Origin of the sequence: Paenibacillus sp. V4I9 (assembly GCF_030817295.1) — a bacterium.
GTDB lineage: Bacteria > Bacillota > Bacilli > Paenibacillales > NBRC-103111 > Paenibacillus_E.
Window position 1 is genome coordinate 313,015 of sequence record NZ_JAUSZE010000001.1, and the last position, 20,585, is coordinate 333,599.

Below are 20,585 nucleotides of genomic sequence, written 5' to 3' on the forward strand. Positions count from 1 at the left end.
AAATCTTTAAAGTTTTTTCTAGGTTAAGCTAGAAAGAGCACACGGAGGATGCCTAGGCACTAGGAGCCGAAGAAGGACGTGGCGAACGACGAAATGCCTCGGGGAGCCGTAAGCAGGCTTTGATCCGGGGATGTCCGAATGGGGGAACCCAGCTGTGGTAATGCGCAGTTACTCTATTGTGAATACATAGCAATAGTAGAGGCATACCCAGGGAACTGAAACATCTAAGTACCTGGAGGAAAAGAAAACAAAAGTGATTCCGTCAGTAGCGGCGAGCGAAAGCGGAATAGCCCAAACCAAGGAGCTTGCTCCTTGGGGTTGTAGGACCTCGTTATGGGGTTAGTTCGGTAGGCGAAGAGATCTGGAAAGGTCCGGCATAGAAGGTAAAAGCCCTGTAGCCAAAATCGAACGAAACCCCTAGAGGTATCCTGAGTACGGCGGGTCACGTGAAACCCCGTCGGAATCCGGCAGGACCATCTGCCAAGGCTAAATACTCCCTAGTGACCGATAGTGAAGCAGTACCGTGAGGGAAAGGTGAAAAGCACCGCGGAAGCGGAGTGAAAAAGAACCTGAAACCGTGTGCTTACAAAAAGTCAGAGCCCTCTATATGGGTGATGGCGTGCCTTTTGTAGAATGAACCGGCGAGTTACGTTCCCGTGCGAGGTTAAGCTGAAAAGGCGGAGCCGCAGCGAAAGCGAGTCTGAATAGGGCGCTTTAGTACGTGGACGTAGACCCGAAACCGTGTGATCTACCCCTGTCCAGGGTGAAGGTGAGGTAACACTCACTGGAGGCCCGAACCCACGCATGTTGAAAAATGCGGGGATGAGGTGGGGGTAGCGGAGAAATTCCAATCGAACTCGGAGATAGCTGGTTCTCCCCGAAATAGCTTTAGGGCTAGCCTCGGATGTTGAGTTGTGGAGGTAAAGCACTGATTGGGTGCGGGGCCCGCCAAGGGTTACCAAGTCCAGTCAAACTCTGAATGCCACAAACTTAAATCCGGGAGTCAGACAGTGAGTGCTAAGATCCATTGTCAAAAGGGAAACAGCCCAGACCATCAGCTAAGGTCCCCAAGTGTGTGTTAAGTGGGAAAGGATGTGGAGTTGCACAGACAACCAGGATGTTGGCTTAGAAGCAGCCACCATTGAAAGAGTGCGTAATAGCTCACTGGTCGAGTGACTCTGCGCCGAAAATGTAACGGGGCTAAACACGCCACCGAAGCTATGGCTTGCACGTATGTGCATGGGTAGGGGAGCGTTGTATGTACGTAGAATTCTGACCGTAAGGACAGGTGGAGCGCATACAAGTGAGAATGCCGGTATAAGTAACGAAAAGATCAGTGAGAATCTGATCCGCCGAAAACCTAAGGGTTCCTGAGGAAGGCTCGTCCGCTCAGGGTAAGTCGGGACCTAAGGCGAGGCCGAAAGGCGTAGTCGATGGACAACAGGTGGAAATTCCTGTACCACCGTAGCCGTTATGAGCGATGGAGTGACGCAGAAGGATAGTGACGCGAGCTGATGGATGCTCGTCCAAGCAGTGAGGCTGATGTGTAGGCAAATCCGCACATCGTTAAGGCTGGGCTGTGATGGGGAGGGAAACTTTAAGTACCGAAGGTCATGAGTTCACACTGCCAAGAAAAGCTTCTAGCCAGGCGAAGGTGCCCGTACCGCAAACCGACACAGGTGGGTGAGAAGAGAATTCTAAGGCGCGCGGAAGAACTCTCGTTAAGGAACTCGGCAAAATGACCCCGTAACTTCGGGAGAAGGGGTGCCTCGGTAGGGTGAATAGCCCGAGGGGGCCGCAGTGAAAAGGCCCAAGCGACTGTTTAGCAAAAACACAGGTCTGTGCGAAGCCGCAAGGCGAAGTATACGGGCTGACGCCTGCCCGGTGCTGGAAGGTTAAGAGGAGTGGTTAGGGACCTCGGTTCCGAAGCTATGAATTGAAGCCCCAGTAAACGGCGGCCGTAACTATAACGGTCCTAAGGTAGCGAAATTCCTTGTCAGGTAAATTCTGACCCGCACGAATGGCGTAACGACTTGGGCGCTGTCTCAACGAGAGATCCGGTGAAATTTTAATACCTGTGAAGATGCAGGTTACCCGCGACAAGACGGAAAGACCCCATGGAGCTTTACTGCAGCTTGATATTGGACTTTGGTACGATCTGTACAGGATAGGTGGGAGCCTTTGAAGCCTGAGCGCCAGCTTGGGTGGAGGCATCGTTGGGATACCACCCTGATCGTATCGGAGTTCTAACCTGGTACCGTGATCCGGTATGGGGACAGTGTCAGGTGGGCAGTTTGACTGGGGCGGTCGCCTCCTAAAATGTAACGGAGGCGTTTAAAGGTTCCCTCAGAATGGTTGGAAATCATTCGCAGAGTGCAAAGGCATAAGGGAGCTTGACTGCGAGACCTACAAGTCGAGCAGGGACGAAAGTCGGACTTAGTGATCCGGTGGTACCGAATGGAAGGGCCATCGCTCAACGGATAAAAGCTACCCTGGGGATAACAGGCTTATCTCCCCCAAGAGTCCACATCGACGGGGAGGTTTGGCACCTCGATGTCGGCTCATCGCATCCTGGGGCTGAAGTAGGTCCCAAGGGTTGGGCTGTTCGCCCATTAAAGCGGTACGCGAGCTGGGTTCAGAACGTCGTGAGACAGTTCGGTCCCTATCTGTCGCGGGCGTAGGAAATTTGAGAGGAGCTGTCCTTAGTACGAGAGGACCGGGATGGACGTACCGCTGGTGTACCAGTTGTCTCGCCAGAGGCATCGCTGGGTAGCTATGTACGGAGGGGATAAGCGCTGAAAGCATCTAAGCGCGAAGCCCCCCTCAAGATGAGATTTCCCAGTATGTAAGACCCCTTGTAGACGACGAGGTTGATAGGTTCGAGGTGGAAGTGCAGCAATGTATGCAGCTGACGAATACTAATCGGTCGAGGGCTTAACCTAATATAGGGATCTTTAATCGTAGATTAAAGTCTCTCAGATTCGCCCAGAAAAAAAACCTAAGGATTACTTTACAAATGTTTCGTATCTAGTTTTCAAGGCGCAAACCACGCTTTGACTGTTTGGTGATGATGGCGGAGGGGACCCACGCGTTCCCATCTCGAACACGACCGTTAAGCCCTCCAGCGTCGATGGTACTTGAACCGCAGGGTTCTGGGAGAGTAGAACGTTGCCAAGCAGTACCCGCAAGGGTATTAGTACCAATGTAGGGAACACATCTAACTATGACGCGGGGTGGAGCAGCCCGGTAGCTCGTCGGGCTCATAACCCGAAGGCCGCAGGTTCAAATCCTGCCCCCGCAACCAATGATGCGAGTCATTAGCTCAGTTGGTAGAGCACCTGACTTTTAATCAGGGTGTCGTAGGTTCGAATCCTACATGACTCACTTTGCCTTATTTACAGCATGCGCGTATGGCGGAATTGGCAGACGCACTAGACTTAGGATCTAGCGGGCGACCGTGGGGGTTCAAGTCCCTCTACGCGCATCAATCATCCCCAAGTCGTACTATACGGCTTGGGGATCCCTATGCGGAAGTGGCTCAGCGGTAGAGCATCGCCTTGCCAAGGCGAGGGTCGCGGGTTCGATCCCCGTCTTCCGCTCCATTTATTAAGCGCCCTTAGCTCAGCTGGATAGAGTATTTGACTACGAATCAAAAGGTCGGGAGTTCGAATCTCTCAGGGCGCGCCATTTTTTTAGATATTCATAGTTAGTTTCGGGACGTAGCTCAGCTTGGTAGAGCACCTGCTTTGGGAGCAGGGGGTCGCATGTTCAAATCGTGTCGTCCCGATCATAGTAGAGCATAATCTAGCAGTGAAATCACTGCTAGATTATGCTTTTTTGTGTTTTCATACAGTTAACTGATTTGATTAATCATAACTTGATTGCTTTCGGTCTACTGCGTTTTAGCTAGGGGTTGGGAGCCAATTTGGTATGATAGTGGGCCCTTTGATAGGTGGTTTCCTCGGCGGATGGGTCCACAAGGAGCAAATTTTATATCCATCTATACAATGGACTATAATAACCACTTGACTCCTTACGGATCACAGGTATATATCTATGACAATTATTCTTCTTATCAGGTACAAAATGCGCTTAAGCACGAATACTTTATGGAAACTACAGTAATCGACATTGAGCAGATTCTATTAACTCTCTACAATCCGAATAATCCCTTCTCCCAAAATGGTAAGAGGACACACAGCTCTTGTTATCACTTATTGAACCTATTATTTCAGTTAACTAGATCTTTAGAACTAGAAAAGGTCAGCCTATTTCATTAGAAGTGGGCTGGCCTTTTTGTTTTTGGTGCAGGATATACGCAAGTTATCTGACAGAAATCGAGAGAATAATCCAAGAAATTAACAAAAAGTGAGTAATTATATAGCGATATGAGTAAAAAAATATTAGAATAATGGAAATTTTTATTTATAATAGAGGAGAATCTCCTTATTAAGAAGAACTAGTACTAATTCAATAGTTGGGGAAGTTTATTTGAGAAGAATAAGAGGTACATCTATGCAGAATTCATTGTTTTTTAAAAATGTGATAAATTCTGATTCCATCTTCGAATCGATCGGACAATTGAGTGATATCGCCAAGAAAACAATTGGCTGCGAACATATCTCTCTCTTTCTTATAGACGAGAAACATCAGAGCACCCCAGCATCTTATTCGGTTAATATTAGTACCGCAGTCATGGAACAGTTACAACAAATTGTGCTCCAAACGCAGTTTTTTTTCCGAAATCCCGATGGTATACGTTTGTCTGTACATAAGGCAGAAGGACATATCAAAAATTATCTTATAATGAGCAAGTATGAATGTATATACGGTTTTCATATAAAGCATGGACCTTCTTACGGGGCTTTATTATTCTCATTTCCTTCTGATATTCAACTTACGGAGGATCAATTGCATCTATGCAACCTCATTAAACTGCATATGGAACAATTGATTAAAAAGATTCAATTTCGGAGACAAGTGCTGAAACAGAAAGCTTACGAGAATCTTTTTAATACGTTGAGGGTTAAAGATAGCTTCACGGTCGATCACTGTTATAATGTCGCTTTCTACTCTACTTTGCTTGGAGCGAAAGCGGGGGTAAGTGAGGACGAACTGGAACGACTGAAGTTAGGGGCTCTTTTGCATGACATTGGTAAAATAGCAATTCCCGATCATATTTTAATGAAACCTGAACGGTTATCAGATGAAGAATTTAACGTCATTCGCCAGCATCCTGTAATTGGCTATGAGTTGCTCAAAGATTTGCCGGATGTTGAGCACCTGCTGCCTATTGTAAAATGGCATCATGAACGTATGGATGGGAGAGGATATCCGGACAATCTGCAAGGTGAAGAGATTCCCTTGCTTGTACGCATTGTAAGTATTGCAGATGCATTTGATGCGATGACTTCTACGAGAGTATACCGAGATTCGCTGCACGTGCATGAAGTCAGGGAACAACTTCTTATTCACGCGGGCAAGCAGTTTGATAAAGAATTGGTGCGAATTTTCTTAAGTATCATCGATGAGCAAATGCAAATGAATGGATAATAACTTATCAACATGCAACTATTTTAGTAATGAAAGCTGGGATAGATTAATGAAATGTCGCATTCTTATCGTCGATGACGAACCCCATAATTTAAATATACTCCGTATATTTTTAAATTCGTTACATTATGAAATCATCACGGTTGAGGATGGTAAAGAGGCTTTCTCCATGGTCAAAGAGACGGCACCTGATCTTATTTTACTTGATGTGATGATGCCTGAAGTGACTGGATTTGAAATATGCAAACAATTAATAGCCGAAAGTGACTTTGATATTCCGATTATTTTCTTATCTGCAAATGCACAGAAGGAAGATATTTTACAAGGACTACGATTAGGAGCCATTGATTATTTGACCAAGCCATTCGATCTGGATGTGCTGGAACGAAAGGTTGAAATTGCCCTCCACCAAAAAGCGAAGGTTAAAAACTTGAAGAAAGACAATAAACAATTAGCCAAATTGGTGTATGTGGACGCATTAACTGGTTTATATAATCGAGCCTACTTGGATATTACCATTCGGATGATCAAAGAGGGAACCAAGCAATTTCAAGCCGCTATGATGGTCGATATGGATTATTTTAAGGACATTAATGATAACTATGGTCATTTGGTTGGGGATCAAGTCTTGAGGGAAGTAGCAACGATCATATCTTCGAAAATTTCTTGCGAGCATGATCTAGCCTTTCGGTACGGCGGGGACGAGTACTTGGTCTTACTCCAAAGTGAAGCGAATTGTGTAGAGATTGCAGACAGCATTATTAAGGCTGTCGACGGTTTAAAGGTTAGCCTGGCACCGCATAAATCACAGGAATTTTCAGTAAGCATAGGGTTGACGAATAATTTCGACCCTAGCTCGTTCGATCAAATCATTATGCAAGCTGATTCTGCACTTCTTGGGGCCAAGAATAACGGAAGACATCAAATAAAGATTCGCTAATAAAAGGGGAATGGGTGGCGCATGGTCATGGAATTGAAAAGTTTTCAAAAGTTATTTCAAATGACGAAGGTCATTAATTCTCAGTTTGAAATGTCTGAAATCCTGCAAGTCTTCGTTGACGCGATCGCAGGAGAGATTACTCAAGCGGATCTTGTTGGTTTTTTCTTGAAACAGCCGGATGGTACTTTTCAAGGATATAAAGGCAATAAATTGCCTGTGGATATAACGGAGCTGCTCATAGATCCCAGAGAAGATGAGTTTGTTAGGGATATTTTACGCAACCAAGCTAGCGATTATATCTCGGATACGAGTATTGATCTGAGATTGGATCAATCCAAGAGACAACTATTAAAAATTAAATCTATTCTCGGGATTCCCGTCATTGTAGAAAATGACGTGTTTGGTCTTGTCTTCGTCCACGATTTCGGAAAACCGATGAATATTACCCAGGAGCAGATGGAAGTTACAGAAGCTTTTGTTAACATGGCAAGTGTGGCGATTCGCAATATCCGTATGTTCGAACAACGGCAGCTTCTGATGGAGAAGCAGCAGCTTCTTCTTGACGCTACGAAAGCTTTATCGGAGTCATTGTCGGTCAAAGATGTTCTGAACACTTTTTTCCACTACATGCGCAAAGCCAGTGGGTCTAAGGATATCGGTATTCATCTATATAATGAAAAAGAGCATACCATTGAGCCCTATCAATTGTCTTCTGTGAATGTAACGGTTGACGAATGGAAGGTTAAGCATAGAGAAGTCAAGTTAACCATTGAAAATGACCGCCTTTTGTATGAAGTCATTACTCAGAAGAAATCAGCGGCAATCGAGGATGTGTATGCGGATCCGCGGCCTAATCATAAAGCGTTCGTCTCTTTTGATATCCGGAGCATAATGGTATTCCCGCTCGTGGCCAAAGGATCCGTTTACGGTGTCGTTGCGATTCCATCTATTGGGAAGCCTAGGAAGTATGAAGCGAGCATATTGGAATTCTGCCAATCGATTTCTGATGCTACAGCTACCGCGCTATCGAATGCCCAGCATACGGAAACATTGGATCACTCTGTCAATGAACGTTCCATAGAGCTGCAGCATGCTAACTTCAAGCTTGAGGGTCTAGTACGAGAGCTAGAGCATCTAAATGAGTTGAAAAGTGATTTCATCGCGACACTTTCGCATGAGCTGCGTACGCCGATTACAGCGGTTAAAGGATCTGTAGATATCCTTAGCAAAGGAATTCTCGGTGGTCTCAACGATTCGCAGAAGGATTTACTGGATATTGCATCCAAGTCGATCGAGCGTTTACTGGATCAAGTGAATGAATTGCTGGATTTCGCTAAAATGGAAAATGGTAAATTTGAATTGGTGTATACCGAAGCTGATTTCAAAGAAATCATCAAGGAATCTGTTACTATCGTACAGTCACTGATTAATAAGAAGAAACTGATTCTGGTTGTTGAATCAGATGCAGAAACGGATACGATTGTAAGCGTCGATAAACAACGCATTCTTCAGATTCTACTGAACTTACTTTCCAATGCGATTAAATTTACACCTCCTATGGGTGTGATTACCATTAAAACGATTTTCGAAGAAACGGTACTTACGGTTGAAGTACATGATAGCGGTATCGGTATCCCTTACGAGAAGCAGAAAAACATTTTCACGAAATTTTATCAAGCCAATAATCAAATTAATGGGACAGGCTTAGGTCTTGCGATTTCAAAACAGCTTATCGAACTGCATGGCGGTCGGATTTGGTTTGAGAGCACGGAAGGTCAAGGTTCGGTATTCAAATTTACTTTACCTAAAGGAGAGGAGTAACCAATATGCGGGCGATTGAAGTAGGATTGAGATTTTTAGTGCAGCAAGGTGTGCGATATGTGTTCGGTATTCCAGCAGGCTCAATCAATGCGATCTATGACGCCCTTTTGGACATTCCTGAGCTTAAGCCGATTGTAGCTAAGCATGAAAACAGCTCCGGCTACATGGCAGGTGCTTATACGAGAATTACCGGACTTCCATCGATTTGCGTGGCATCTAGCGGACCTGGAGCGACGAACCTCGTGACTCCGGCTGCGAATGCTTGGAAGCAGAAGCTTCCTGTTATATTCATCACAGGCTCGGTGCCATCTGGTAAAATGGGCAAGGGGGGCGCGCAAGAGCTGTATGCTGAGCCGATCTTTGCATCGATTACGAAGATGAGCCGAACGGTTCTAGACCCTAATCAACTGCCAGAGATTCTGGCAGAGGCCTATCACAAAGCGATAAGCGGCGTGCCAGGTCCTGTGCATTTGGCGATTCCCATTGATATTCAAATGACGGACATTGGCGTAAGAGAGCTTCCTGTGTTACCTCCAGAACAGCCGCCAACGATGGATTTGGCAGCAGCTCAGGCGGCGGCTAACCGGATCAAAGCAGCTGGTCTACGTGGAGCGATTCTGCTGGGTAATGGCGCTAAATCATCCTCTGAAAGTATCGTACAGTTGGCTGAAACACTTGAGTGGAAAGTGGCAACGACGCCTCGCGGCAAAGGGGCCTTTCCCGAAAATCACCCGCTTTCCTTAGGGATATATGGCTTATCAGCAAATATCAAAGCGAGTGAATACTTAAACGGTAATGATCATGAGGTACTGCTGATCATCGGTTCAAGCTTAGGCGAGCTAGCAACAAGCAACTGGGAACCGCGATTGGTTGCGGGTAGAGAGCTCATTCATATCGATTACGATCAAAGTGAGCTAGGAAAGTGCTTTGAAACCCAGTATCCTGTACATGGTGAAATAAAGCTTGTCATTGCGGAATTATTAGATCAGCTTTCGGCTGATGGACAAGATCAATCATATGCAAGCGAGGCATTCCAAGGGCTAAGCGAAGCAGCGGCAGCTTCCGAACAAGGCGAAGAGAAATGGAATACGTTGTCGGCGATCCGTCGTCTCAGTGCAACAGCACCGAAGAATGCTCGATTCTTCCTAGATATCGGTGAATTCATGACCTATTCGATCCAAAACTTATTGATCGAGAGCGGACAAGAGTTCGATATTGATATCAATTTCGGAGGCATGGGCTCTGGAATCGGAGGTTCATTAGGAGCACAATTAGCGGAACCGACTCGACCAACAATCTGTATTACAGGCGATGGCTGTTTCTTCATGCATGGTCTCGAAGTGCTAACCGCTAAGGAATACAATCTTCCGATCCTATTTGTCGTCATTAACAATGCCCGTCTCGGGATGGTTTATCATGGTCACATGCTGCAGTACAAAAGGTGCCTGGAAGACTTCTCACAAGAGCGGGTTAGTATTGCAGGTGTTGCCCAATCGCTTGGCTTGCGTCATGCCGAGGTTAGATCTCTGGATCAACTACAGAAAGAAAATGTGCATGAGTGGCTTTCTCATGGGGGTCCTGTGGTTGTTGAAGTCATTGTGGAAGGCAACGAAATTCCTCCAATGGGTGAACGAGTTAAGTTCTTGCAAGGGGCAACGTATTAATTGGCATACATTGATGTAGGAGTAAAAAGTTTTTGGATGTTTGTATCCAAAAGCTTTTTTTGTATCTAGTTAAGCGAAGAACTGTATTCTTGGCCCAGTAAATGATATGGTGAGGAAGAGTAAGAACAATAAGGAAGGAGCACTTCATTCATGTTGAAACGAGCAATAGGTCGTTTGAATTACGAAAGCTCAGTCGTTATGTTTGGTGCAGCAAGTCTCGGCAATGTGACGCAAGAGGAAGCGGATGCATCCATCTCTTTTGCCTTGCAGCATGGGGTTAACCATTTTGATACCGCAGCCAGTTATGGGGATGCCGAAGTACGCATGGGTCCTATGATCAGTCAAATTCGCAAGGATATTTTTCTAGCTACGAAAACAGGGCAAAGAACGAAGAAGGAAGCGAAAGAAGAAATTTATCGCTCTCTGGAACGGATGCGGGTTGATTCGGTAGACTTACTTCAACTGCACGCGGTAGGCTCTATCGAGGAGTTAGACCGCTGCACAGAAAAGGGCGGTGCTTTGGAGGCAGCCTTGGAAGCGCAAGCTGAAGGAATTATTAAGGAGATTGGCATAACTGGACATGGGCATGATGCTCCGAGTGTACATTTGGAAGCGTTACATCGATTTCCTTTCGCAACCGTGCTCCTGCCGCTCAATTATTATATGTATAGTTTGCAGAAGTATCGGGAAGCTTTCGATGCACTCATGGAAGAAGCCAATAAGCAAAATGCAGCTATCAGGGTCATCAAAGCGATTGCTAAGGCTCCATGGGGAGAAGAGGAGAAGCGCCCTTATGCGACATGGTATGAACCTTTTGACCAGCAGCAGATTATAGATGCTTGTGTGCATTTTGTGTTATCGTTCCCTGGTGTTTGCGGATTCGCAAGTGCAGGAGACATTCATTTGTTTCCTAAAATCGTCGATGCCGTGGAACGATATGGTTCCATGAACGATGAGGAAGCGGAGCGTATCCTAGGCAGCATCAGCGGTTACACCAGTATTTTCGGAGCGCCGACCTCAATCGCTTAAAAATTATATTTTCTAAATAATGGGCCCTTCAGTTGTTTATGTACTGGGGGGCTTTATACGTCGTTTAAATTGGTAAGAGTTCCTTTTCCTCATGCGTCGCTAACTGCAGGAATCCTGCGAATATATATAAGCGTACGTAAGGAGGAAGGTAAGATGTTTAAAGCATTTTGGAAGAAAAAAAGGTTTTGGCAAATTTGCAGTGTTATTGTACTGATGGGTTGTGTGATTGTATTCGTGGCTTGTTATTCCTACATTCGTGGACTTGATGTATCAAAGTTAAGCCAGCCGCTGCCGGAGTCAACACTTGTGCTGGATAAGAACGGTAAACCGGCTTCGCAGTTATCTGCTTCAAAAATTGAGCCTGTTCAGTTTTCACAATTGCCGAAGGCACTGACAGATGCGGTTGTATCTGTAGAAGATAGAAGATTCTATGAGCATACGGGTATTGATATGAGATCCATCTTCCGTGCAGTCGCTCGTGATGTGCTGCGAGGCAGCTATTCGGAGGGAGCCAGTACGATCACACAGCAGCTGGCTCGTAATCTGTTTCTCAATGCGGACAAAACACTGGGCCGAAAGCTAAGAGAAGCCGCCTATGCGATTAAAATAGATACAACCTACAGTAAAAATGAAATTCTGGAGATGTATTTAAACAGCATTTATTTCGGGGAAGGGAGCTGGGGGGTACAGGGAGCGGCTAGAACGTATTTCAATAAAAATGTGAAGGATCTAACCTTGTCTGAGGCAGCCGTTCTTGCCGCTCTTCCTAAGGCTCCTAGCCGGTACTCACCATTTAAGGATGAAGGTCAGGCACTCGAGCGAAGGAATACTGTGCTTGTACTGATGCGTGATGAAGGTAAGATCACTGCGCAGGACTACGAGAAAGCCAAAGCTTCACCGTTAGGTGTCGTTAAATCCGATAAAGGCAATGAGCTGAAGGGACGTTATCCGGCTTATGTGGATGCGGTCATTAATGAAGCTGTTCATGAGTATGGGTTTACAGAAGAACAGTTATTGACGGGTGGCTTGCGAATCACGACGGAGCTTGATCCCTCGGTGCAGAATGCAGTTGCGGATGTTTTTAAAGACGAAAGTCTATTTCCGGAAAGCAAGCCAGATCAGCTCATTCAAAGTGGCGCTGCAATCGTAGATCAGCGAACCGGTGGGATTCGCGCCTTAGCTGGAGGACGAGGAGAAGGCGTCTTCCGTGGGTTCAGTCGTGCAACGCAGTTGAAGAGACAGCCGGGGTCATCTTTTAAGCCGATTGTTGTCTATGGACCCGCGTTGGAGAAAGGCTATAAACCATCTTCCCTCTTATATGATGGTCCATTAAACATCGAAGGCTACCAGCCACAAGATTGGGATCACCAAACGAGAGGACAGGTGACGATGCAAGAGGCTGTTGTTTCATCTTGGAACGTGCCAGCCGTGTGGCTGCTTCACGAGATAGGGATTGATCGTGGACTCCAATTTGCTAAATCACTGGGCATTAATTTACCCGCTCAGGATCGTCAGCTTGGCATCGCACTTGGCGGACTCTCAGAAGGGGTGTCACCCCTACTGATGGCGCAAGCATTCAGCGCCTTCGCCGCCAAGGGGGTTCTGCATCAAGCGCATACCATCACGAAGATCGAGACGAGCAGTGGTCATGTGCTCGTTGGGGCAAACCCGAAGGGGGCTCCCGTGATGCAGCCGGAAACAGCTTATGCGATGACTACAATGCTGCAAGTGGCTGTTGCGCAGGGAACAGGCAGGAACGCTGCTATGAATCGCCCCGTTGCTGGTAAATCTGGCACAACGCAGCTGCCGCAAACGAAGGAATTCGAAGGCTTAGGCAGCGGAAGTGCTAAAGATGCGTGGTTCGTTGGTTACACACCAGAGCTAACGGCTGCTGTGTGGGTCGGTTATGACCGTACGGATAAAGAGCACTACTTGACGACATCCGGCGGTGCTGTTCCTGCTGTTTTATTTCGCGAGATGATGAGTCGGGCCTTGGCTCAGACGCCTATTGTTCCTTTTGATATGCCGATTGTGGGGGCAGAGGCTCAAACTGCTAAGGATTCGAATTCATCTGAAGAGTCAGACAAGGACGATAAGGAAGACAAAAAAGAACGTGAGCACGGACAGGGCAAGGGGAAGAAAAGATAAAGCAGCAAAAAGCCGTCGACATCCTTATTGGATATCGGCGGCTTTTATTGTGATGGCGGGCCTTCTACGTTGTGAGAACCTGTAAAAAGTGCATCATTTTGCACAAAACTCGGACTTCAGTTTTATGAGTCAGTCATCATTGTGGCTGCAACGGTTCTACTTGTCACTCTTTTTGTGATCATCGTCTTTTCCTGAATGTTCATTGTTACCGTGCGCTTTGGATTTAGCGTTGTTATTTTCTTTGTTGTTATTATTGCTGATGCTTTTAACGTTTTCTTTGTACTTAACTTTGTCGTCTTTGTCTTTATCTTTGTTTTTATCTTCATCATCATCTTCATCTTTTTGTGCGTTTTCAACTTCATGGGAACCCTGCTCTTTTAGCGTATTGGGTGCTTGTACTTGCTCCCATTTCGTTTTCATATGGATATTTAGTTTAGTTGCGTCCAAGTTATAATGCTCGGCAAGCAGCTGTGTTAACGCCTGCTCAGCATTTGAAGATTTGAGGTCGACGGAAGCAAGCAGCATTTTGATCCATGCGGCGGCTTGATCCCCTTTGAGATGAATCGTACCGCTATTTTCAGGCTTAATATTCAGATCATATAAGATGCCATTCGCACCCTTGGTTTGTTTAATGTGCAGTTTGAAATGCTTGCCATCCACCTTCAGGTCGATGTCCTCCAAGTTAGGATAAATCTCATTATTCTGCTGGGAAGGGGGTTGCGTGCTAGTTACAGGTTCATTTGGCACAACTGTTGTAGGTTGTTGGCTTGATCCTGACGCAGCTGGTGTCGACGTAGGCTCAGGGGTTACTGTTGTCGCTGGAGCGGCTTCAGTCACGGGTACCCCGGCACCAGCTGAGGTCGCCTTCACATAGGCAGCCTGCTGCTTGCTATTGACGATTAATTCGATCTGATCCCCAGGCTTTAAATCAGCCAGTTGAGCCTTTTGATCATTACGGTAAACCCATACGGATTTGGCTAATGGAATGGTTTGATCACCAGTACTTGTGTTTACAGTGACAGCATCCGAAGCGATGGTTTTGAATGTCCCCAGGACGGAAGTCGAAGTCGATGTATTAGGTGAAGTTGCCGCATAGGCCGTCCACCCACAAAGCATCAAAACGGCTAGGGTAATAGATAGTATCGTGATTGTTAATCTTTTGCGCATAAGAAGCACCTCCACTAACAGCTTTCGATTCGAAAGGTTGTTTTGGGACGGTACCCCGTATCGTCGAAAAGCCAAAAACAGAGCTGACCGAGCCTAAACCATGCATAAGATGGACAAAATAAGGAAATGGTAAAATCAACTAAACCGCAGGGGAGGTTGTCACATATTAAATAAATTGCTGCTTTGGTCAGGATTTGTGCTGCCCTGGTTATCTTTATTTTTGATGAAGAAGAAAAGTATTTACAGGTATATGCCTGTCTGTATTTTCTCAGCTCTTTTGGTCACGATCGTGTATGAGATTGGCTATACATATAAGTTGTGGATATTAAAAGATACCATCGTTCCATGGGGCCATGTGACAAATACAGCCTTTGCCTATGGGGTTTTTCTTGTCGGAACGATGTGGGTCTTTCACTTTACATTTGGGCGGTTTTGGTTATATGTTGTTGCTAATGTGTTGTTAGATGCCTTTTATGCCTTTGTGTTTCATCGGATTGAGGAAAAGCTTGGCATAGCGGATCTTGTCAGTGTGAAGCACTATCACATATTTCTCATCATGTTGGGACTTTCGTTTATTCTGTATCCGTATGAGCTGTGGCAAGAGCGAGCCTGGAAAAATATGAATCACGGTGAAAGCGATGATATTACAGTCAGGATCACTTCCCCGACTTGGTTGACGAAAAGAGAAAAAGCTAAATAAGTAAGCCGCCTCATCCTAGGATGGGGCGGCTTCTTTTAATCGGTGTCATTTTGCAGACGCTGCATGAATTCCTCGGCAGCACGGTACCCCTGCTGACGCAAATACCAGTTGTTGGCCGCGGCTTCAACGAGTCCGGCAACATCACGTCCTGGCTGTAGTTGGATTTCAATATGTGGAATTTTAATATCCATATACTCGGTGAAACAGGGTTCCAGCTCCAAATCGTTGTTGAGCGCATGCTCCTGCCACTTCGTAAGCTCAATGTCTAGCACGATCCGCGTTTCGTCTTGGAAAGCTTTGCGGCCATAAAGCCGCGAGACGTTAATCAGTCCAATGCTGCGAAGCGCCAGGAATTCCTTCGTTTTCCCATTGTGGGTACCGAGCAGGGTCTCGGGGCTAATTTTCTTCAGTACGACGACATCATCGGCAACGAGGCGATGCCCTCTGTGAATTAAGGTGTGGGCGGTTTCACTCTTGCCAACCCCAGACTTGCCTCGAAGCAGAATACCAATCCCCGAGACATTGACGCAAACACCGTGAACGGCAATCTCCTGAGCGAGCGATTTACTTAAGTATAAATCAACTAAGTCTTGAAATTTACTCGTATGGGCAGCCGTACGAAGGAGTGGGATTTTCTCCTCTTCACAATATTTGGTTAAATATTTCAAGCCTTCTTGGTCTCTCGTCACGACGAAACAAGGCGGATGATATTTGACAATATTACCGATATGAAGATTTCTTTCGTTCTCGCTGAGACTGTGTAAATAGGTAATTTCTTTCCTGCCTAACAACTGAACATGCGCTTGCGGAAAATATTCAAAATAGCCGACAAATTCAAGTCCAGGGCGATGTGCCTTTGTTTTGGTAATCGGGCGGTGCAGTTCCGAATGTCCGGCAAGTACTTCGAGCGAGAAACGCTCAACCAAATCTTTCACTGTGACGGGCTTCACAACAGTCCTCCTTAAAGTTTTACTATTCTAATGAAATTGACAATCTATCTCTAGTAGATTCGCTTGCGGGTAGCTGCTATCCTGCTCTGAAAGCGCTTGAATAGATAATAGTCAGCTTCTCATTGCAATTGAATGCTTTGTTGGTATGATAATAGGAGAAGCTTTTAGGAGGAGTAAAAAACATGGACACCAATAAAAACTGTCAAAGCTGCGGCATGCCGCTCGCTCGTGATGAGCAAGGCGGAGGAACAGAGAAGTCTGGCGTGAAGAGCAAGGTATACTGCAGTCATTGCTACCAAAACGGTGAATTCACAATGCCTGATTTAACCGCTGATCAGATGAAGGATCGGGTGAAGCAGAAGCTGGTTGAGTTTGGTTTTCCGCGGTTTCTTACAGGCCTCTTTACACGAAATATTCATAAATTAAAAAGATGGTCACCAAACAAATAATAGAGTTTGACAGCCATGATGACAAAAAAGGCTCTATGCAAGGATTGCATAGAGCGAATGCCAACATGGTCTTTCGTATGTTTATGTAAAAGAAAAGCAGCTTATCTATTGAAGCCGCATTTTTTAGCAAGTGTTGGCCATGTTGAGAGAAACATGCTTTCCCACCTGTCTTCAGGTAATACCATGATCCATTTTGCGATTTGATCCAATCCCATTTCACATAATGTGTGAACGACTTCTTCTTTTTCACAACCGGTTTTTAATGCTAACATCTCAAAACCACCTCAGTCGAATGTATTCAAACAATTATGTATATGCAGCCGTGTGCAAAAATGTGACTGATTTTTTTGAATGTGAATGCTGGGATACGGAGTGGGATTTAAACAGTCGGATAAATAGTCATAAGCGGTGCATAAGTATAAAAGGTAGAGGCTGTGCAGTTGTTTGCTGCGCAGCTTCTTTATGGTTTTGCATAGGTGAATCGGAATTGGGTGAGTAAGCTGGCCCTTTATTTGTGCTAGCGGGGCCGAGGCGTTGATAGGAAAATACGTGATGGCGAAACGGCGTGAGCTTGTTAATTTGAGACGATGTTTTTCATCGTTATTGTAATGGGATTGCTGTGATTCATCACCTTAGTGATGAAAAACATGCTTACAGCTTGGGAATAAGGTGTTCATTTCAATTGATTGCGAATGAGAGGGTCAAGAGTTTGCAGTACTTGATCAAGCTCTAAATCAGATACAACGTCATCTCTATATCGTGCTTGGTTATAAGCTGATGTGATGGCATGAACGGCTTGGTTGGATAGCTGATATTGGTTTGACAACTCCTGTTCTGTTTCATTTGGGGTATGGGCTTTATTATAAGTATACCCCGCCTCAGTTGCTTGCTGGATCAAAACACGATAAAGGAAACGGATGCGTTCCTGATTGTTCGACAAATGTGACCATTTTGGCTCATTGGCCTTCCCCCTTGACCAACTCTTCATCGTTTGCTGCCACCACATACGCGGTAGTTCTTTCCACGCTAGAAGATTCTCTTTTTCATCTGTGAATCCTTCGGTTCCCTCGCCTTTTTTGCTGCTAAATGAACGGTTCATCAAGCGCCGGATAAGCGAGACCAGAGCTGGTGTTAGCTTGGCAATGATGATATAGATGGCGCAAAGGATAAGAGCGATAACTATGAGATAGCCGAAAATAACCTGGGCATAGTGAAGCAGCATGTCAAACCAGCTTGGTTCCCCTCTGAGAGCAGGAGGCGGAAACGGCTGTGGTTGTGCTGCAGGGCTTGGTTCGGGCAGCTTATCAGATGATGGCTCGGACTGAAAAAGACGCAGCAGCCAAGCGATCGAAGCACGAAAAAGAGTGCCTATTCCTTTTTGCAATTGCTGAAAGTAGGCAACAGCTGCTATACAAGCAATTAATGTAATTAACCAAATGCGGCTTGAGCGCTTCACTGACTCAGATAGTGACGATGCTGCAGCACGTTCATTGCCTGCTAACGTGGCGCTAAGGAGCTGAGCGCGATTCGTTGCTAAGAAAAAAATGACCAACGAACAGAACCCGAATCCATTCATCCAACCTATATACGGATGGAAAAGAGCCAACCGTCCCATAATGGGGACACCTACGAAATAAACCAAACCTGCGGTAACAAATATGCTCGCAGGGAAGAGCGAGAGCCATCCATCCTTGGTGCAGCGAATTCCGCGATATGCAAGTATTAACCCGATGGCTGCGCAGGTCCAGCCATGCCAGTTGTTGCCTTGTAGGAGGTAAGCAATCGTTAAACTTGCTCCCGCACAAAGCATTAACTCGTAGAGAGTACGAGTTAGCCATTTTATACGTCCAAAGAAACAGCCAAACACATAACAGAGCAAAAACTGTAAGCAAGTCATCCAGAGTAAGGTCTCAGACACATAGACCTGGATTAGAACTATAATCGGAAAGAAGATAATGAGTTCGAGTAAACTGTACAAGATCGTTAAGCAGAATTCTCTCACAAGAAAATTAAGATTAGCTCGTTGAGAAGGCGTTTGAATGGGCGTTAACATCGGAATCACCTACCTCCTCTCCGTTCAGCTCAAGAAGGTCGTGTTGCAAGGGGATGATAAATACAGAATGTCCTAACGATTCAAGCCGCACAATACTTTCTTCGATCCCCTTAGACACGAAGGATGTCAGCAGGATGATGTCCATCGCGGTCCCTTCCTGCTCGATTCCATGATCGAGGAAGTCATCGAAGGAGCGAGAGCAAGAGATGGCAAGTTTAGCCATCGTTTCGAAAAGATGTTCCAAGTGCGGCCAACCACCTTCGGGGGCGAGGTACACAGGAACTCCAGGCTGACCCTGCAGAGAGCCGTTGTAGCCGAAACCAACAGGAATACCTTGGCTCACGGCATATTCAGCAAGTGTAGCTGCGTACGAGAGAGCTTTCTCAATGAGTTCGGGATCGGTCACAGCATCCCACATCGTTTCCGTTATTTGCGTATTTACGGCCAAGAGCAGCCTAGGGTCAGCAGTGAAATCTCGATTATATACTTGAAGTCGCTGGCTGCGTGCTGTCGCCTTCCAGTGGATGCTGTTCATCGTATCACCAAAGCGATATTCCCGTGCGCCGGAAACGAGGAACGGATCTGGCATGATCCAGCGTTTAACGGTTATATCCCCTTGCCATCGGCTGGAAAGGAGAGGGATGTCATCTCTGCTTACCAAGCGAGGGTAAACAAGGAGCTCCAACTGCATACGGTGGATCGAAGAAGCAGCTTGCACACCAACCAAATCTCCCATTGAAGCGGCCACCGTTTCGAGCTTATACCAACCTCGTTTCGCACAGTGTACTCCGTGGCGTCGGACTATTCTTGTATAAGGCATAAGGCTAAACAGACTGCGATGATTCTGGAAAAGAGCTCCGCTGCTCACTGCGAGATTGCTCATCTTCGCAAAGTGGAGCCCCGCATGAATTGTTGATTCCAAGCGAAGCCAAGGAATCGGTGCTAGCTTGCGATTAACGATCGTTTCGATCATGACAATGTCGTCCCCGGCATGGCAATGTGTCGTACTGAAGGTTCGCTCAATGCGAAGCCCGCGAAACCCCCAGCGGGCAAATAGCAGGTGCTGGAGGAAGAACAGAGCGACAGTGATGATGAGAATCCAGCTAATGCTCATTAGCTACCCCAGCTTCACTTCCGTAGGAACGGGGGTAGCTGCAAGGATACTGACCAGCAGGGCATGCACCTGCTGGTCTTGTTGGCGCGATCGCGTGCGCAGCAGGATGCGATGCGCCCAGACGGGCTTAACCAGCGCTTTGATGTCGTCTGGCAGCACGTAGTCGCGGCCGCGAAGCGCCGCGTAGACCTGCGCCGACTTCATCAAGGCGCGAACACCGCGCGGGCTGACGCCAAGCGCGGCATCCGCATGCGCGCGCGTCGCCTCCGCGAGCTGCACGATGTACTGCAGCAGCTCGTCGCTGACGCGCACCTGCTTGAACAAGTGCTGAGCTTCGAGCAGCTCAGCACGGCCTACGACCGGCAGCAGCTGATCTAGTGGATCATGCTGCTGGTAGCGCTTCAAGATCTGGACCTGTTCGGCTGCGGACGGATAGCCCAGCGAGAGCTTCATCAGGAAGCGGTCGAGCTGCGCTTCCGGGAGGGGAAATGTCCCCTGATTCTCGACAGGGTTCTGCGTGGCAATGACGAGGAACGGAGCTTCGAGCATGCGCGTTTCACCGTCGATGCTCACCTGGCGTTCCTCCATGCTTTCCAGCAAGCTGGACTGCGTGCGCGGCGTCGCGCGGTTAATCTCATCGGCAAGCACGATGTGAGCGAATAACGGCCCTGGGCGGAATTCGAATTCGCCCAGCTTCTGGTTGAAGAAATTGATGCCGCTTACATCTGACGGAAGCAAGTCGGGTGTGAACTGGATGCGCTTCATAGTGCCGTCGAGGGAGCGGGCCAGCGCTTTGGCTAGCTGCGTTTTCCCTGTACCGGGAACATCCTCAAGCAGCACATGCCCGGAAGCAATGAGGGCAATGACCATAAGCTCGACGGTATCGTCTTTGCCAACAATGACTTTACCTACGTTTGCTTTAATAAGTGAAGCGATTCGTCCTATTTGTGCGAAATCCAATGGGGTCTCCTCCTTGTTTGTGTGAGCAGTTTTATTG

14 protein-coding genes, 6 tRNA genes and 2 rRNA genes are annotated in these 20,585 nt (G+C 46.7%); 16 read left to right on the top strand and 6 right to left on the bottom strand.

Annotated elements, in window-relative coordinates; all coding sequences use genetic code 11:
* Window positions 1-21: 21 nt before the first annotated feature.
* The 14 genes from QFZ81_RS01425 to QFZ81_RS01490 all read left to right on the top strand — a co-directional run bounded on the left by QFZ81_RS01425 (window position 22) and on the right by QFZ81_RS01490 (window position 13,155).
* Window positions 22-2,942 (top strand): 23S ribosomal RNA (locus QFZ81_RS01425).
* A gap of 118 nt (window positions 2,943-3,060) precedes the next feature.
* Window positions 3,061-3,177, top strand: a 5S ribosomal RNA gene (gene rrf, locus QFZ81_RS01430).
* A 50-nt stretch (window positions 3,178-3,227) separates the two neighbouring features.
* A tRNA-Met gene (locus QFZ81_RS01435) sits at window positions 3,228-3,304 on the top strand.
* Between the two features lie 7 nt (window positions 3,305-3,311).
* Window positions 3,312-3,384, top strand: a tRNA-Lys gene (locus QFZ81_RS01440).
* Window positions 3,385-3,404: 20 nt separating this feature from the next.
* Window positions 3,405-3,484, top strand: a tRNA-Leu gene (locus QFZ81_RS01445).
* 43 nt (window positions 3,485-3,527) lie between these two features.
* Window positions 3,528-3,602: transfer RNA gene (locus QFZ81_RS01450), tRNA-Gly, on the top strand.
* A gap of 8 nt (window positions 3,603-3,610) precedes the next feature.
* Window positions 3,611-3,687, top strand: a tRNA-Arg gene (locus QFZ81_RS01455).
* Window positions 3,688-3,713: 26 nt separating this feature from the next.
* Window positions 3,714-3,787, top strand: a tRNA-Pro gene (locus tag QFZ81_RS01460).
* Window positions 3,788-4,515: 728 nt separating this feature from the next.
* Window positions 4,516-5,553, top strand: a complete 1,038-nt coding sequence (locus QFZ81_RS01465; RefSeq protein WP_307434762.1) for an HD-GYP domain-containing protein — start codon at window positions 4,516-4,518, stop codon at window positions 5,551-5,553.
* 49 nt (window positions 5,554-5,602) lie between these two features.
* Entirely contained in the window at window positions 5,603-6,493 is an 891-nt protein-coding gene (locus QFZ81_RS01470) for a diguanylate cyclase (RefSeq protein WP_307601177.1), read from the top strand.
* Window positions 6,494-6,520: 27 nt separating this feature from the next.
* Window positions 6,521-8,314 carry a GAF domain-containing sensor histidine kinase gene (locus QFZ81_RS01475; RefSeq protein WP_307434755.1) on the top strand — a complete coding sequence of 598 codons (1,794 nt, stop codon included), beginning with the start codon at window positions 6,521-6,523 and terminating at the stop codon, window positions 8,312-8,314.
* Between the two features lie 5 nt (window positions 8,315-8,319).
* Window positions 8,320-9,978: a thiamine pyrophosphate-binding protein gene (locus QFZ81_RS01480; protein WP_307601179.1), complete on the top strand. Its 1,659-nt coding sequence runs from the start codon at window positions 8,320-8,322 to the stop codon at window positions 9,976-9,978.
* Between the two features lie 150 nt (window positions 9,979-10,128).
* On the top strand, window positions 10,129-11,007 hold the full coding sequence (locus QFZ81_RS01485; protein WP_307601181.1) for an aldo/keto reductase: 879 nt from the start codon (window positions 10,129-10,131) through the stop codon (window positions 11,005-11,007).
* Between the two features lie 153 nt (window positions 11,008-11,160).
* Window positions 11,161-13,155, top strand: a complete 1,995-nt coding sequence (locus QFZ81_RS01490; protein ID WP_307434746.1) for a transglycosylase domain-containing protein — start codon at window positions 11,161-11,163, stop codon at window positions 13,153-13,155.
* Window positions 13,156-13,311: 156 nt separating this feature from the next.
* Here the strand turns inward: QFZ81_RS01490 and QFZ81_RS01495 are convergent, their stop codons facing one another.
* Window positions 13,312-14,322: a hypothetical protein gene (locus tag QFZ81_RS01495; RefSeq protein WP_307434743.1), complete on the bottom strand. Its 1,011-nt coding sequence runs from the start codon at window positions 14,320-14,322 to the stop codon at window positions 13,312-13,314.
* A gap of 220 nt (window positions 14,323-14,542) precedes the next feature.
* Between QFZ81_RS01495 and QFZ81_RS01500 the strand changes: the two genes are divergently transcribed.
* The gene (locus QFZ81_RS01500; RefSeq protein ID WP_307434740.1) at window positions 14,543-15,022 is read left to right on the top strand and encodes a hypothetical protein; all 480 of its coding nucleotides are present in this window, start codon (window positions 14,543-14,545) and stop codon (window positions 15,020-15,022) included.
* 35 nt (window positions 15,023-15,057) lie between these two features.
* Here QFZ81_RS01500 and hprK read toward each other — a convergent pair whose 3' ends face one another.
* Window positions 15,058-15,972 (bottom strand): HPr(Ser) kinase/phosphatase, encoded by a 915-nt coding sequence (hprK, locus tag QFZ81_RS01505; protein ID WP_307434736.1) that lies wholly within the window; start codon window positions 15,970-15,972, stop codon window positions 15,058-15,060.
* Window positions 15,973-16,154: 182 nt separating this feature from the next.
* Here hprK and QFZ81_RS01510 point away from each other — a divergent pair, with 182 nt between their 5' ends.
* Complete coding sequence (locus QFZ81_RS01510; protein ID WP_307434733.1) at window positions 16,155-16,421, top strand: zinc ribbon domain-containing protein; 267 nt, start codon at window positions 16,155-16,157, stop codon at window positions 16,419-16,421.
* Window positions 16,422-16,522: 101 nt separating this feature from the next.
* Here QFZ81_RS01510 and QFZ81_RS01515 read toward each other — a convergent pair whose 3' ends face one another.
* The 4 genes from QFZ81_RS01515 to QFZ81_RS01530 all read right to left on the bottom strand — a co-directional run bounded on the left by QFZ81_RS01515 (window position 16,523) and on the right by QFZ81_RS01530 (window position 20,548).
* Complete coding sequence (locus QFZ81_RS01515) at window positions 16,523-16,693, bottom strand: hypothetical protein (RefSeq protein ID WP_156389969.1); 171 nt, start codon at window positions 16,691-16,693, stop codon at window positions 16,523-16,525.
* 401 nt (window positions 16,694-17,094) lie between these two features.
* Window positions 17,095-18,474, bottom strand: coding sequence for a DUF4129 domain-containing protein (locus tag QFZ81_RS01520; RefSeq protein WP_307434727.1), 1,380 nt, complete (start codon window positions 18,472-18,474; stop codon window positions 17,095-17,097).
* Complete coding sequence (locus QFZ81_RS01525) at window positions 18,437-19,588, bottom strand: DUF58 domain-containing protein (protein ID WP_307434724.1); 1,152 nt, start codon at window positions 19,586-19,588, stop codon at window positions 18,437-18,439. The genes QFZ81_RS01520 and QFZ81_RS01525 overlap by 38 nt, the downstream gene beginning before the upstream one ends.
* A gap of 3 nt (window positions 19,589-19,591) precedes the next feature.
* Entirely contained in the window at window positions 19,592-20,548 is a 957-nt protein-coding gene (locus QFZ81_RS01530; protein WP_307434721.1) for an AAA family ATPase, read from the bottom strand.
* Between the last annotated feature and the right edge of the window lie 37 nt (window positions 20,549-20,585).